This window comes from Flagellimonas taeanensis, assembly GCF_003584105.1.
GTDB lineage: Bacteria > Bacteroidota > Bacteroidia > Flavobacteriales > Flavobacteriaceae > Flagellimonas > Flagellimonas taeanensis.
The window spans coordinates 164,419-177,899 of sequence record NZ_QXFO01000028.1 but is presented as its reverse complement, the minus strand read 5'-3'; the positions used below and the strand labels follow the sequence as shown (position 1 = coordinate 177,899).

General features: G+C 45.6%; 13 protein-coding genes. 8 read left to right on the top strand and 5 right to left on the bottom strand.

Going from position 1 to position 13,481, the window contains the following annotated elements; all coding sequences use genetic code 11:
• Positions 1-172 precede the first annotated feature (172 nt).
• The 4 genes from D2V93_RS18185 (at position 173) to D2V93_RS18170 (ending at position 6,190) form a co-directional block, all read left to right on the top strand.
• The gene (locus D2V93_RS18185; RefSeq protein WP_119620450.1) at positions 173-2,575 is read left to right on the top strand and encodes a TonB-dependent receptor; all 2,403 of its coding nucleotides are present in this window, start codon (positions 173-175) and stop codon (positions 2,573-2,575) included.
• Positions 2,576-2,578: 3 nt separating this feature from the next.
• A complete protein-coding gene (locus tag D2V93_RS18180) occupies positions 2,579-3,427 on the top strand; it encodes a DUF4249 domain-containing protein (RefSeq protein ID WP_119620449.1) in 849 nt (282 codons plus the stop codon).
• Between the two features lie 119 nt (positions 3,428-3,546).
• Complete coding sequence (locus tag D2V93_RS18175; RefSeq protein WP_119620448.1) at positions 3,547-4,713, top strand: vWA domain-containing protein; 1,167 nt, start codon at positions 3,547-3,549, stop codon at positions 4,711-4,713.
• A gap of 7 nt (positions 4,714-4,720) precedes the next feature.
• Positions 4,721-6,190: a magnesium chelatase gene (locus tag D2V93_RS18170; protein WP_119620447.1), complete on the top strand. Its 1,470-nt coding sequence runs from the start codon at positions 4,721-4,723 to the stop codon at positions 6,188-6,190.
• A gap of 9 nt (positions 6,191-6,199) precedes the next feature.
• Here the strand turns inward: D2V93_RS18170 and D2V93_RS18165 are convergent, their stop codons facing one another.
• The 3 genes from D2V93_RS18165 to epsC all read right to left on the bottom strand — a co-directional run bounded on the left by D2V93_RS18165 (position 6,200) and on the right by epsC (position 8,504).
• Complete coding sequence (locus D2V93_RS18165) at positions 6,200-6,682, bottom strand: hypothetical protein (protein WP_072881921.1); 483 nt, start codon at positions 6,680-6,682, stop codon at positions 6,200-6,202.
• Between the two features lie 153 nt (positions 6,683-6,835).
• The gene (gene cysM / locus D2V93_RS18160; RefSeq protein WP_119620446.1) at positions 6,836-7,720 is read right to left on the bottom strand and encodes a cysteine synthase CysM; all 885 of its coding nucleotides are present in this window, start codon (positions 7,718-7,720) and stop codon (positions 6,836-6,838) included.
• Positions 7,713-8,504 carry a serine O-acetyltransferase EpsC gene (epsC, locus tag D2V93_RS18155; protein WP_119620445.1) on the bottom strand — a complete coding sequence of 264 codons (792 nt, stop codon included), beginning with the start codon at positions 8,502-8,504 and terminating at the stop codon, positions 7,713-7,715. The genes cysM and epsC overlap by 8 nt, the downstream gene beginning before the upstream one ends.
• Before the next feature lie 92 nt (positions 8,505-8,596).
• Here epsC and D2V93_RS18150 point away from each other — a divergent pair, with 92 nt between their 5' ends.
• Positions 8,597-9,277, top strand: coding sequence for a DUF2461 domain-containing protein (locus tag D2V93_RS18150; RefSeq protein WP_119620444.1), 681 nt, complete (start codon positions 8,597-8,599; stop codon positions 9,275-9,277).
• On the opposite strand, the gene D2V93_RS18145 is transcribed toward D2V93_RS18150, so the two are convergent.
• On the bottom strand, positions 9,266-9,679 hold the full coding sequence (locus D2V93_RS18145) for a glyoxalase (protein ID WP_119620443.1): 414 nt from the start codon (positions 9,677-9,679) through the stop codon (positions 9,266-9,268). The genes D2V93_RS18150 and D2V93_RS18145 overlap by 12 nt on opposite strands.
• 165 nt (positions 9,680-9,844) lie before the next feature.
• Here D2V93_RS18145 and D2V93_RS18140 point away from each other — a divergent pair, with 165 nt between their 5' ends.
• The 3 genes from D2V93_RS18140 (at position 9,845) to D2V93_RS18130 (ending at position 12,129) form a co-directional block, all read left to right on the top strand.
• On the top strand, positions 9,845-10,609 hold the full coding sequence (locus D2V93_RS18140; RefSeq protein WP_119620442.1) for a 3-keto-disaccharide hydrolase: 765 nt from the start codon (positions 9,845-9,847) through the stop codon (positions 10,607-10,609).
• Between the two features lie 42 nt (positions 10,610-10,651).
• Positions 10,652-11,551 (top strand): DUF72 domain-containing protein, encoded by a 900-nt coding sequence (locus D2V93_RS18135; RefSeq protein ID WP_119620441.1) that lies wholly within the window; start codon positions 10,652-10,654, stop codon positions 11,549-11,551.
• A 167-nt stretch (positions 11,552-11,718) separates the two neighbouring features.
• Entirely contained in the window at positions 11,719-12,129 is a 411-nt protein-coding gene (locus tag D2V93_RS18130; RefSeq protein WP_072881906.1) for an acyl-CoA thioesterase, read from the top strand.
• A gap of 3 nt (positions 12,130-12,132) precedes the next feature.
• Here the strand turns inward: D2V93_RS18130 and D2V93_RS18125 are convergent, their stop codons facing one another.
• On the bottom strand, positions 12,133-13,416 hold the full coding sequence (locus tag D2V93_RS18125) for a dipeptidase (RefSeq protein WP_119620440.1): 1,284 nt from the start codon (positions 13,414-13,416) through the stop codon (positions 12,133-12,135).
• Between the last annotated feature and the right edge of the window lie 65 nt (positions 13,417-13,481).

Below are 13,481 nucleotides of genomic sequence, written 5' to 3'. Positions count from 1 at the left end.
GATGCCTTGTTTGAGCTAAAGACAAATGCAAAAGTAAAAGGTTGCACCTGAGCGTAAAAAAATATCAAATACTTTAAAAATGATCAAAAAAAAGAAATGGGTGCAACCCTTCATTTCTTGAATTGTCTATGGTGGTGAACATAAAACAATACAATCATCAAAACTTCAAAAAATGAACAGAAGAACGCAATTGGGCCAGACGGCCAAAAGCACCGTTTGGTTGTTGCTTTTCCTTTTGGGCTGTGCACAGGCCATGGCGCAGGACAGTTACACCGTAAGCGGGACCATTACCGACAAAAGCAATGGGGAAACCCTTTTTGGGGCTTCGGTGCTCTTGGGAGGGACCACGATCGGTGGAATAACCAATGAATATGGTTTTTATTCCATCACGGCTCCGGCAGGGGAATATATCCTGAGGATTTCTTACATGGGCTACAATGAGGTCAACATGAAGATCAATCTGGATAGGGACTTGAAAAATGATGTGGAAGTCTCGGAATTCTCCACCGAACTGGATGAAGTGGTCGTCACCGCAGATGAGCCGGAACGGGCCCTTTTGGGCAAACCCGAAATGAGTGTGGTGAAGATGAACATGGGCACGGTTAAGCAGATGCCCGTAGTACTCGGGGAAGTGGATGTGCTGAAATCCCTGCAGATGTTGCCCGGCGTCACCAATAACGGGGAAGGCACAGGAGGTTTTCACGTTAGGGGAGGCGCACAGGACCAAAACCTGGTACTGCTCGATGAGGCCATCATTTACAACACTTCGCACATGTTCGGTTTCTTTTCGGTGTTCAATGCCGATGCCATCAAGGATGTGAAACTGTACAAAGGAGGTATTCCAGCACGCTTTGGGGGCAGGGTCTCCTCAGTATTGGACATCCGTCAAAAGGACGGCAACAATAAAAACTTTGCCCTCACAGGTGGTATCGGGGTCATCTCCAGCAGGCTGACGGCCGAGGGACCCCTTTTTGGCGAAAAAGGCTCCTTTTTGATTGCCGGTCGCCGTTCCTATGTAGACCTATTGCTCAAAGCCGCAGGGGAGGACAACAGTGTCAGTTTTTACGATTTGAACCTCAAGACCAATTATGCGATCAATCCTAACAACAAACTATTTCTGAGTGGTTATTTTGGTCGGGATGCCTTTAAATTGGGGAACAGTTTTGACAGTAGTTATGGTAATGCTTCGGGCAACCTCCGTTGGAACCATATCTTCAATGACCGTTTGTTCTCCAACCTTTCCGCTATTTGGAGCCGATATGACTATGATCTGGAATTTGCCCAGGATGAATTTGAATGGGTCTCTTCCATCACCAATTACAACCTTAAATATGATTTCAAATATTATTTGAGCGATGCCTTCAACCTGGATTTTGGGGCGAATGGTATCTATTACGATTTTGATCCAGGGGAAGTGAACCCAACAGCCGATACATCTCCCGTAAATCCGTTGAAACTGGACCAGAAAAGGGCATTGGAAAGTGGCATCTATATCAATGCAGAGCATAAACTGACCCCCAGCCTGACCCTACAGTATGGTATGCGGTACAGTGCCTTTTCTCGCTTGGGTGGACAACCCATTTCCGAATACGCGAACGGCCAGCCCGTGGTATACAATTCCCTGTTGGACATTTACGAACGGGGTGAGGCCATTGGGGAAAAGGAGTATGCCAAAAGTGAGACCATCAAGACTTTCGGCAATCTTGAGCCCCGGGTTTCCTTGGCCTATCTTCTCAATGAGGATTCGTCCATCAAGGCCGGTTATTCCCGAACAGCACAGTACATCCACTTGCTATCGAACACTTCATCGGTGACCCCATTGGATGTATGGACACCCAGTGGCCCTTTTATCAAGCCACAATTGTCCAACCAATATGCCTTGGGCTATTTCCGCAATTTTTTGGATAAGGTATACTCCTTGGAAGTTGAGACCTATTATAAGACCGTGGACAACCGAATCGATTATATAGACGGGTCGGACCTCATTGGCCAGAATACCATAGAAACTGAGATTTTGAACGGCGAAATGAGGGCCTACGGATTGGAACTGTTGTTGCGAAAGAATGAGGGCAACTTCACCGGATGGATCGCCTACACCCTTTCCAAGTCTGAACAAAGGACCTTGGGAGGAACCGCCGGTGGTCCGGGCATCAATGATGGCGACTGGTACAATTCCGCTTTTGACAGGACCCACGATATTTCCATTTCTGGTGCTTATCAACTGAATGATCAATGGAGTTTTGGGACCAATTTGGTTTTTCAAACAGGAAGGCCGGTAACCTATCCGAATGGGCAATATGTATACGAAGACCTGTCCATAGCCACCTATGCGCCAAGAAATTCAGACCGTTTGCCTGCCTATCACCGGATGGACGTTTCCGTGAACTACAAACCTCGGAAATATCAGAACAAACGTTTTAAAGGAGAATGGGTGCTTAGCATCTATAACCTCTACAACCGAAAAAATGCGGCTTCAATTTCCTTCGGTCAAAATCTGGAGACCGGCGCCAACCAAGCTACCCGGACAGCTATTTTTGGCATTGTACCCTCATTGACCTACAACTTTAAATTCTAAACAATGAAAACATTTAAAAAAATCATACTGGTTATTATCGTCATTGCTTTTGCTTCGTGCGTGGACGTGGTGGATGTAGAGGTCCAAAATGGTCCCACACGATTGGTGGTGGAGGCATCCTTGGATTGGGAAAAAGGGACCGCGGGCAACCAACAGACCATCCGTTTGAGCGAATCCACTCCTTTTTTTAACACGGGTACCATCACAGAAGTTACTGGTGCATCCGTGGTGGTGACCAATGATACGAGCGGTGATGTTTTTGTCTTTGCAGACCAAGGCAATGGAGAATATCTTTCCACCACTTTTGAACCTGTATTGGCACAATCCTATACCTTACGCATCGAGCACGACGGGGAGGTCTATACCGCTACAGAGACCATGACGCCAGTGACCGATATTACCGACATTTTTCAAAACCGGGAGGAAGGATTCAATGACGAGGAACTTGAAGTCCACATCGTTTTCACCGATCCCGAAGAGGAAGGCAACAACTATCTCTTCAGATTTCAGCGGGAAGGCGATCTGCTGCCCGCCCTGGAAGTGGGCGAAGATAGATTCTTGAACGGAAATGAGATTGATTGGTGGTACGAGATCGAGGAGGATGAAGATGAACATATCGATCCTTTTCAGCCTGGCGATGTATTGCACATTGAAATGTATGGGATTTCACGCCCCTATTATGACTACATCAAAATTTTGGTCGAACAATTGGGCGGCACTGGTCTTTTTGAATCTACCCCCGTAACCGTAAGGGGCAACTGTATCAATGAGACCCATCCTGAAAACTACGCCTATGGATACTTCAGGTTGACCCAAGTGGTAAAGGCCAGTTACACCTTTGTGGAAGAATAATTTAGGTTGGTTTGATGCCAGAGCGTCGGGTTTCTAGGGCCCGGCGCTTTTTTTTTGGCCTTGCGTTAAGTTTTTTCTAAAGGAACGGCCTTTACATAGAAATGTCTTAATTTTATGTGATGGCTATGAACACAAGAAAAGGATTTCGTTTTACCACTTACGAAGCTCCGGACCAAACCCCGTTCGAAAAACTCTTCGAGATTTTTCAGGAATTGATTACCCACACTTCAGGTGATGTAGAGGAAGCTCTGGATTGGCTCCGCGAGCTGGACAAGGAATATGAGCTTACCGATGACGATTACACCATCGACGATTTTATAGAAGACCTCAAGGCCAAGGGATACATTCGTGAAGAATTTGATTTGGATGGTGAAAAGGGCGGTGAAGATGGGGAAGAGGGCGATGAAAGTCCGGCAGGCGGAGGCTTATCCATGACGGCCAAATTGGAACGCATGTTGCGCCAACGTGCCTTAGATCAAATCTTCGGCAAGATCAAACGCAGCGGCTCTGGTAACCATCGCACAGGAAAATCGGGCAGGGGAGACGAGCATACGGGAGAGTTTCGGGAATATCGGTTCGGAGACTCCTTGGAACATATTTCTATGACCGAAAGTTTGAAGAATGCCCAGGTGAACCACGGTTTGGACACCTTTTCCATGAGTGAGGAGGATTTGGTGGTAGAAGATACCCAGTACAAGGCCCAAATGAGCACCGTGCTCATGATCGATATCAGCCACAGCATGATCTTGTATGGAGAAGATCGCATCACTCCCGCCAAAAAAGTGGCTATGGCACTCGCTGAATTGATCACGACCCGTTACCCAAAGGACACCTTGGATATTCTGGTTTTTGGAAACGATGCCTGGCCCATTCCCATAAAAGATCTACCTTATTTGCGTGTGGGGCCCTACCATACCAATACCGTTGCAGGATTGCAATTGGCCATGGATATACTCCGTAGAAAAAGGAACACCAATAAGCAGATTTTTATGATTACGGACGGTAAACCTTCCTGTATTCGGCTTCCCGATGGAAACTATTACAAGAACAGTGTGGGGCTGGATGAATATATCGTGGAGAAATGTTATACCATGGCACAACAGGCCCGAAAACTACATATCCCCATTACCACTTTCATGATCGCTGAAGACCCTTACCTGATGCAGTTTGTCCGAGAATTTACCAAAGCGAACAAAGGCAAGGCCTTCTATACCGGATTGAAAGGATTGGGCGAAATGATTTTTGAAGATTACGAACAGAACAGAAAACGAAGAATTAAAGGATAAAGACCATATGAAATTGGATCATACCAAAATAAAGACATTAGGAGAATTAAAATTGGCCGGGTACAAGAGCAAAAGCATCAAGGATGAATTGCGTAAAAACCTGTTGTCCAAAATCTCCAAGAAAGAAGAAGTTTTTGAAGGGGTTTGGGGCTATGAAAACTCTGTAATCCCAGAGTTGGAACGAGCGATTTTGTCGCGACACAACATCAACCTGTTGGGGCTCCGAGGGCAGGCCAAGACCCGTTTGGCCCGTTTGATGGTACAACTGTTGGACGAATGGATGCCCGTTGTGGAAGGTTCCGAAATCCATGATGATCCGTTGAACCCCATTTCGCGATATGCCATTGAGCTGATCAAAGAAAAAAAGGATGAAACACTTATTTCCTGGATTCATAGGGATGAGCGCTTCTTTGAAAAATTGGCAACCCCCGATGTTACCGTGGCCGATCTGATCGGGGATGTGGATCCCATAAAGGCGGCCAACCTTCGCCTTTCCTATGCGGATGACCGAGTGATCCATTTTGGAATGATCCCCAGGGCCAACCGCTGCATTTTTGTGATTAATGAATTGCCTGATCTGCAAGCAAGGATCCAAGTGGCTTTGTTTAATATTTTACAGGAAGGCGATATTCAAATCCGCGGCTTTAAGTTGAGGCTTCATTTGGATATTCAATTTGTGTTTACAGCCAACCCTGAAGATTATACCAACAGGGGCAGTATCGTGACTCCATTGAAGGATAGGATCGGTTCGCAGATTTTGACGCATTATCCCGAAAGTGTGGGCATTGCCAAAAAAATCACCAAACAAGAAGCAAAGTTGGACCAACGACAATCAGACAAGATTTACGTCCCGGAGATTGCCATGGATGTGTTGGAGCAGATCAGTTTTGAAGCAAGAAAAAGTGAATATGTGGATGCGAAAAGTGGCGTGAGTGCCCGTATGAGCATCACTGCTTTTGAAAACCTGTTGAGCACAGCCGAGCGCAGGGCCGTGTTGGCCGGAGATACCCAAACCGTGGTCCGCTTGAGCGATTTCATGGGTGTCATCCCGTCCATTACCGGAAAAATTGAATTGGTATACGAAGGAGAGCAGGAGGGAGCCGGCTTTGTTGCCGAAACCTTGATCGAGGAAGCTATAAAATCACTTTTCTCCGACCATTTTCCCAAGATAGACAAGCTTCAACGCAAAGATGCGCAAACAGAATACGATGAGTTAATCCATTGGTTTTTTGAAGGGGAGGGGTTCGATCTTTTGGATGATGACCCAGATGCCGCTTACCGAACCAAATTGGACTCCATTGCACCACTTAACAATTTGATAAAAGAATACCGGCCCGAAATTTCCAAAGAGGATTCCTATTTCTTGAAAGAGGTGTTGCTTTGGGGCTTGGTGGCGTACAACAAATTGAGCAAACACCGGTTTGTTCAAGGTTTTCAATTCAAGGATATGTACGGAAGCTATATTCGAGGGCTATAAAAGGCTTGCTTATTGCCAAATATTGAGGTTGTCATTGTAATTCTCAAAGTTGTACACCCCGACATACCTTTTTCTGAGCCAGAAGGTATATATCGTCAATATGGGCAAGATACTGTACAGGACCAAAGTGAGGGTTGCCACAGGTTTGAAAGTTGCAGGGATGACATGCTCTTCGTAATACTTCACTGAGCCAAGGACTTGGGCGCTATCATAGATCTTGAACACATACACGATCATGATGGCGTACAGCACATATTCAATGTTTCGCATTTTGGGATCGGGAAGCTCACCTTCAGAAATTTTGAACCACACCACATAGAGGTATAGTAGATGCACCGACGCCAAAACGGGAAATATGTAGTTGTCCGCTTTTAGAAAATAGAACTTATTGGTATAGACACCGTAAAAGTCCAATACGATCAAAACCAACAAAACGGCCAAGGAGGCCAGTATGTTTCTTTTCCAGGTAATGATTTTTGAAAGTGTATTCATATCAAACAGAGATTTGGGACTCTAATTTGATATAAAGAACGGGGTTTGAAATGAGATTATTTTAAACAGATCGATGAACCGTTGGCAATGTTGGATAATCAGAAAAATCTGATATAAAACCCCGAATATTTGATATCAAAAATGTGGTCAATCTTAATCGAAAAGGTCAGAGGAAAGGTATCGGTCCCCACGGTCGCACACTATGGAAACAATGGTTCCGCTATTCAGGGTTTCCGCCAGCCTGAAGGCCACAGTAGCGGCTCCACCGCTGCTCATCCCTGCAAAAATGCCTTCTTCCTTGGCCAGTTTCTTGGCCATTAGGGTAGCATCCGCTTCACTGACCTCCATGACCGTGTCCACTTTTTTGGGGTCAAATATTTTTGGGAGATATTCTTCTGGCCATTTACGAATCCCAGGGATTTTGGAATCGTCCGTAGGCTGCACGCCCACAATCTGGATATCCTTATTTTTCTCCTTTAAATAAGTAGAGGTCCCCATAATGGTCCCCGTGGTCCCCATACTTGATACAAAATGGGTAATTTGCCCATCAGTGTCCCGCCAAATTTCAGGACCTGTGGTTTTGTAGTGGGCCTTCCAATTGTCTTCATTGGAGAATTGGTTCATCATGATATACCCTTCATTCGTCACTTTGGCCTCCGCATAATCGCGGGCTCCTTCAATGCCCACATCAGCAGGGGTCAAGGTTACTTTCGCGCCATAGGCACGCATGGTCTGCACCCTTTCTTTGGTTGAATTTTCAGGCATCACCAATTCAATGTCCAATCCAAAAAGACTGGCGATCATGGCCAGACCAATGCCGGTATTACCACTGGTGGCCTCGATCAATTTGGAATCCTTGGAAAAATCCCCTCGTTCCAGTCCGCTTTTAATCATATTGTAAGCAGGTCGGTCCTTGACGCTTCCCCCAGGATTGTTGCCCTCGAGCTTGAATAGTACTTTTACGTTGGGATTGGTGTTCAATACTTTGGCCTCCACCAAAGGAGTGTTGCCTATAAGGTCTAGAATGGTTTTAGACATTGGGTATTGTCTTTATTTTGATTTCGGGGGTATGATAAACTGTTGAGTTGGGGGGCACCGAAGATGTAATCCAGGCATTTCCCCCGATAATGGAGTTTTCGCCCACTACTGTATCACCTCCCAAAATGGTAGCATTGGCATAGATGGTGACATTGTTCTTAATGGTGGGATGCCTTTTCGTCTTCTCCAGATTTTTGGCCACATAAAGGGCTCCAAGTGTTACCCCTTGGTATATTTTTACATTATCGTGAATGATTGCCGTTTCCCCAATGACCACACCTGTGGCATGATCGATGAAAAACGACCTTCCAATCTTGGCTCCGGGGTTAATGTCCACACCGGTCTGTCTATGCGCGTACTCGGTCATCAACCTGGGAATCAAAGGCACGCCTTGAACATAAAGTTCATGGGCCAAGCGGTAGATGGCAATGGCATAAAACCCTGGGTAGGCCATATAGATTTCCCGTAGGGACAGAGAAGCAGGATCACAGTTCAGAATCGCCTCGGCATCCAAGTTGAGTTTTTCCAAAATCTCGGGCAAGTGGGAAACATATTCGTCCCATAATTCATTGTTGGGTCTTTCAAGTTCCCAACAGGCCATGTCCAATAAGCCGTTGAACTTTTTTTCCAACAGCTCCAAATTTACCGCCACGGGGGTGTTGGAATCGAATAGGGTATAAAAAAGCGTATCTGTGAAATCTTCGGTCTCTTGCTTCAATCTGAAATCCAGATAGGGCAATTTTTTGTGCCTGTTCAGTTCCGAAATTATTTTATTCTTGTCCATACTGCTCTTTCTAGTCTTAAAATTAGATAAATCCTTACCATAGGCAGATAGAAAAAACTAACTTTAGTTTAAAAATAACATTTTATCAAAATATGGTCGGTAATACTACGGTTTCCAAAGCGACTTTCAGTTTTTTGAAGGAAATGGAAAAGAACAACAACAAGGAGTGGTTCGAAGCAAACAAGACTACTTTCAAATCCCATGAAACAGCGGTGAAATCCTTTTTTGAAGCGGTCAAGGACAAGTTGAGCCACCATGATGAAATCGAGAAAATGAAAATGTTCCGCATATACCGTGATGTGCGTTTCTCCAAGGACAAAACACCCTACAAAACCCATTTGGCCGCATCCTTTTCCAGATTGGGCGCCCATTTGAGGGGTGGGTATTACATTCACCTGAAACCAGACGGGTCTTTTCTGGCCACCGGATTTTGGGACCCGAACAAGGAAGACTTGTTCAGGATCAGAAAAGAACTACAAATGGATGCCGAAGAGTTCAGAAAGACCATCAACCAAAAAACATTAAAATCCATTTGGGGAGAGATCCAGGGAGATGCCTTAAAGACCATGCCCAAAGGCTTTGACAAGGAACACCCCGACATCGACCTCATCAAGCTCAAGCAGTTCATCTTTGTCCGCAATTTTACGGACAAGGAAGTGTTGTCGGGTTCTTTTTTGGAGGAAGTGGACAAATCCTATCGTGCCATCCGGCCCTATTTTGACCTGATGAGCAATATCCTCACCACCAATTTGAACGGGGAATCAGTGCTGTAAAAGGGCTTCGTGGTCCAAAAGTTGCACTTGGTCTTTTAACCGTTCGATGACCATGTTCATCATCCGCTTGTTCAGTGCCGAGGAATTGGAGATATAATCCCGGTACTCCTCAACGGTGAACTGACCAATGATCATCCCTTTGAGCGAGTTCCTGAATTTGATGTCCTTTTGAATGGCCCTTTCGATGTACTGTAATTTTTTTTCAAGGGGGAGATCATAAAAAACACCTTTGTGCTTTCCCACATAGTTCTTGAAAGCTTCGATCAGCAAATCGTTCTGAATTTTGATCACAGGCCGTAAAGTTTGGTTCTGAAAACGTTCATCAAAACCCATTTCACTATTGAAATGCGACTGTTTAACGTCCGGACGAATGTCCAAAAGACTCTTGGATCGTGAATCCATGGCAGAAGTTTTAATAAAGTTACGTATTCAAAAAGCCGACACTTTTTCAATCCACAATAGTTGTCAACGATGTTATGAACAGCATCATTTGGGCTAATTTTGAATGAGAAGTATCCAATTTGAGTATCTTTAGCCAGAACCAAAACAATCGAAAACCAAAAAAACATGCGCATAAAATTTCTTGCCCCGGTCATTTCCATTCTTTTGATCACGGCCTGTAAAAATGAAAAACAGAAACAGGAACCCCAAACGTGGCATACCAAGAAAATGGCCCTGGAGAATGAAACGCACAACCAGCTGCTAGACATCGAAAAAGAGCAGGGTTGGGAACTGCTGTTTGATGGCAAAACCTTGAACGGCTGGCACCTATACAATGCACCGGGTGCCGATTTGGCCTGGGAAGTCAAAAACGGGGAGCTCTATTGCAATGCCAAGGACGAAAGCAAACAGCAAGGGGACTTGGTCACGGACAAGGTCTATGAAAACTATGAACTCATCTTGGAATGGAAAATCTCTGGCCGGGGCAATAGTGGCATCTTCATCAATGTGCAGGAAAAACCAGAGTTGGGTGCAGCTTGGCAAAGCGGGCCAGAATATCAGATCCTGGATCCCGACCACATGGACCATGATGTAGCGGTCAAGAAATCAGGTTGTCTCTATGCGTTTTCGCCACAAGAAAATGAGGCCGACACCAAATCTGGGCAATGGAACCAAACACGCATCAAGCAGGTGGATGGGAAAGTGGAGTTCTACCTGAACGGGACACTTACGGCTGTCCAAGACTTTACCACGCCGGAATGGCAAGAAAAAGTGGCCGCTACCCATTTCAAGAACCATCCGGAATTTGGAAAAAATACGCAAGGAAAGATAGCCCTTCAGGATTGGTATTTTGAAGCCTGGTTCCGGAACATAAAGATCCGACAGCTATAGCAAACTTGATATAGACCACTTAATATCCAAATTTTTGTCATTATGAAATTCGGAAAGGTAGACCATCCCGAGCTTATTGATTTCACTATCCCGCAAGACCACGCTGACACGGCGGCCCTTCTTTCAAAATATAAAGAGGATGGCGATACCCAGGTCTATGTGGGCTGCGCGAAATGGAACCGACAGGACCTGAAGAATTTTTACCCTAGGGGCACCAAGGACGAGTTGGCCTACTATTCCTCCCAGTTCAATTGTATTGAACTCAACGCTACCTTCTACCGTATTTTTCCTCCAGACACCTATGAAAAATGGTATGAAAAGACCCCGGAAGACTTTAAGTTCTTCCCCAAAATGACCAATGAAGTGAGCCACCTTCGTCGACTCAACGAGCAAGTATATGCCGTCGTAGACCATTATTTGGAGGTCACTTCCTTGCTAAAAGAAAAACTCGGCACCATTTTTTTGCAGATGCACAACAATTTTGGACCCAAAAACTGGGATAGGGTAGTGCGCTTTGTGGAATATTGGCCCAAAGAATTTCCCTTGGCCCTGGAATTCAGGCATACGGATTGGTTCAATGATGAAAAAGTGGCACAGGAACTTTACCACTTGTTGGAAGAGAACAACATTGCCAATGTGCTTGTGGATACGGCTGGCCGGAGGGACCTGATGCACATGCGTCTCACCAACAACGAGGCCTTTATTCGATATGTGGGAGCCAATCACGAATCCGATTTTCCACGGTTGGACGATTGGGTGGAACGTCTCGTCATATGGAAATCACAAGGATTGAAGAACATCCACTTTTTTGTCCACCAAAATATGGAACTGGAATCACCTTTGCTCTCGGCCTACTTCATCAAACGGCTCAATCCGGCACTGGGGTGCGACCTGCATATCCCCAAAAACACCTTGAATACCTTGGGCGACTTATTCGGATGATCGCTGAATCATCAATTTTGAGATTTGGAGCTTCCATTTTTATCGACTCCGTACTCCCTGATACTGAAATGTTTCAAATTGGCAAATACGGAAAATTCACTGCCTCGCCGAAGAAAACCTTTATGATATTGCGCTACCTTTGTGCTGAATTTTAAAAAGTTTCAACCATGCGATTTCATACAAGGAAATGGGTAAAACCAGAAGATTTGAACGCCAATGGAACTCTTTTTGGCGGTAGGGTCCTGGCTTGGGTAGATGAGGAAGCTGCCCTGTACAGCATCATTCAGTTGGAAAACAAGAAAGTGGTCACCAAATATATGTCCGAAATCAATTTTATGAGCACCGCCGTGGAGGGCGATATCATTGAAATAGGCATCGACGTGATCAAATTCGGAATCACTTCCATATCCCTGAACTGTGAGGTCAGGAACAAAATGACGCACGAAAGCATTGTCACCGTGGACAACATCATCATGGTGAACCTCGATGAAAAGGGAAACCCAAAGCCCCATGGCAAGACCAAAATCGAGTACGTAAAGGACCGATTGGCCAAAAAGGAAAAGGAGGAAAATTCCTGACCCCTAGTTGATGGTCTTGGCCACAGCCTGAACTTCGTCCAGAACACGCAACAGGTTTTCGCCCCATAATTTGGCAATGTCCTCTTCAGAATAGCCGCGTTTCACCAATTCCAAGGTCACGTTGAAGGTCTCCGAAGCATCTGACCAGCCTTCAATACCACCACCTCCGTCAAAATCGGAACTGATACCGACATGGTCTATCCCGATCAACTTCACGATGTAGTCGATATGGTCCACGAAGTCGGAAACATTTACAGCTGGCGGAGTGTTCGGATCCTTTTGGGCCAGTTCCTCTCCGATCTGCCGTATTTTGCCATAATTGTCAAAAAATACCTGACGCTGTTCCGGTGTCAACGAAGCAAACTGCGAACGTTCGTACCATGCTATTCCAAGGGAATCGGCCACTTTTTGGTACACGCCCTTCATATATTCGGCACGCGCCTCATGTTTTTCCGTGTTCAGGTAAGAACTAAAGGCCACTGTTTGGACCACGCCTCCGTTCTCCTTGAGCATCAAGAGCTGTTCGTCGTCCAGGTTTCGGCTATGCCCGCACAACGCCCGCGCAGAGGAGTGGGAAGCTATGATAGGGGCCTTGGAAAGCTCCACCATCTGTAGCATGGCCGCTTTGGAAGGATGGGAAATATCGATCATGATCCCCAATCGGTTCATTTCGGCAACCGCCTGCTTGCCCAGCTCACTGAGTCCATTGTGCAGCCAAATGCTGTCCTGCTCGCCGGTGTTGGAATCGCTGAACTGGCTGTGCCCGTTGTGTGCCAACGAAATATAACGTGCGCCTCGTTTATGGTATTCTTCAAATTTGGACATATCCTCTCCAATCGGATAGGCATTTTCAACCCCAATCATGGCCACTTTTTTCCCGGCGGCAACGATTCGTCTCACATCGGCAGAATTCAGGGCCAGTTCTATTTGGTCTGGGGCAATCTCCTCACACAGCCTGTGGATGGCCTCAAACTTGGAAATCGCATTTTCGGATGCCTTGGCATAGCCTTCGGCGTTCAGTGAATCCTGGCCTGTATAAACAATCAGCCAAGCCACATCCAATCCGCCTTCCTCCATTTTGGGAAGATTCACTTGGGTGTCCAGTCGCTGAGTGTAGTTGATACTGTCCGTGAAATTGTTGATGTTGATATCATCATGCGTGTCAATGGTAATGACGGAATCATGGATGCGTTGTGCTTTTTCTTCCAAGGTTTCAACTTTTTTGGATTGCTTTTCCCCACAGGAAATGAATAGGAGTAGGCTACAGAAAAGATAAAAGTGTTTCATGGTCGGTTTTTTACACCTACAAATAACGCAATTTGACAACAAAATCCGAATCCTACGGAACAATA

Excerpts from the sequence above, each read along its gene's own strand:
- D2V93_RS18145 (WP_119620443.1), bottom strand. The coding sequence starts at position 9,679 with ATGGATTCACGATCCAAGAGTCTTTTGGACATTCGTCCGGACGTTAAA.
- D2V93_RS18165 (WP_072881921.1), bottom strand. The coding sequence starts at position 6,682 with ATGAATACACTTTCAAAAATCATTACCTGGAAAAGAAACATACTGGCC.
- D2V93_RS18140 (WP_119620442.1), top strand. The coding sequence starts at position 9,845 with ATGCGCATAAAATTTCTTGCCCCGGTCATTTCCATTCTTTTGATCACG.
- D2V93_RS18150 (WP_119620444.1), top strand. The coding sequence starts at position 8,597 with ATGGTCGGTAATACTACGGTTTCCAAAGCGACTTTCAGTTTTTTGAAG.
- D2V93_RS18175 (WP_119620448.1), top strand. The coding sequence starts at position 3,547 with ATGGCTATGAACACAAGAAAAGGATTTCGTTTTACCACTTACGAAGCT.
- D2V93_RS18185 (WP_119620450.1), top strand. The coding sequence starts at position 173 with ATGAACAGAAGAACGCAATTGGGCCAGACGGCCAAAAGCACCGTTTGG.
- D2V93_RS18125 (WP_119620440.1), bottom strand. The coding sequence starts at position 13,416 with ATGAAACACTTTTATCTTTTCTGTAGCCTACTCCTATTCATTTCCTGT.
- D2V93_RS18180 (WP_119620449.1), top strand. The coding sequence starts at position 2,579 with ATGAAAACATTTAAAAAAATCATACTGGTTATTATCGTCATTGCTTTT.
- epsC (WP_119620445.1), bottom strand. The coding sequence starts at position 8,504 with ATGGACAAGAATAAAATAATTTCGGAACTGAACAGGCACAAAAAATTG.
- cysM (WP_119620446.1), bottom strand. The coding sequence starts at position 7,720 with ATGTCTAAAACCATTCTAGACCTTATAGGCAACACTCCTTTGGTGGAG.
- D2V93_RS18135 (WP_119620441.1), top strand. The coding sequence starts at position 10,652 with ATGAAATTCGGAAAGGTAGACCATCCCGAGCTTATTGATTTCACTATC.
- D2V93_RS18170 (WP_119620447.1), top strand. The coding sequence starts at position 4,721 with ATGAAATTGGATCATACCAAAATAAAGACATTAGGAGAATTAAAATTG.
- D2V93_RS18130 (WP_072881906.1), top strand. The coding sequence starts at position 11,719 with ATGCGATTTCATACAAGGAAATGGGTAAAACCAGAAGATTTGAACGCC.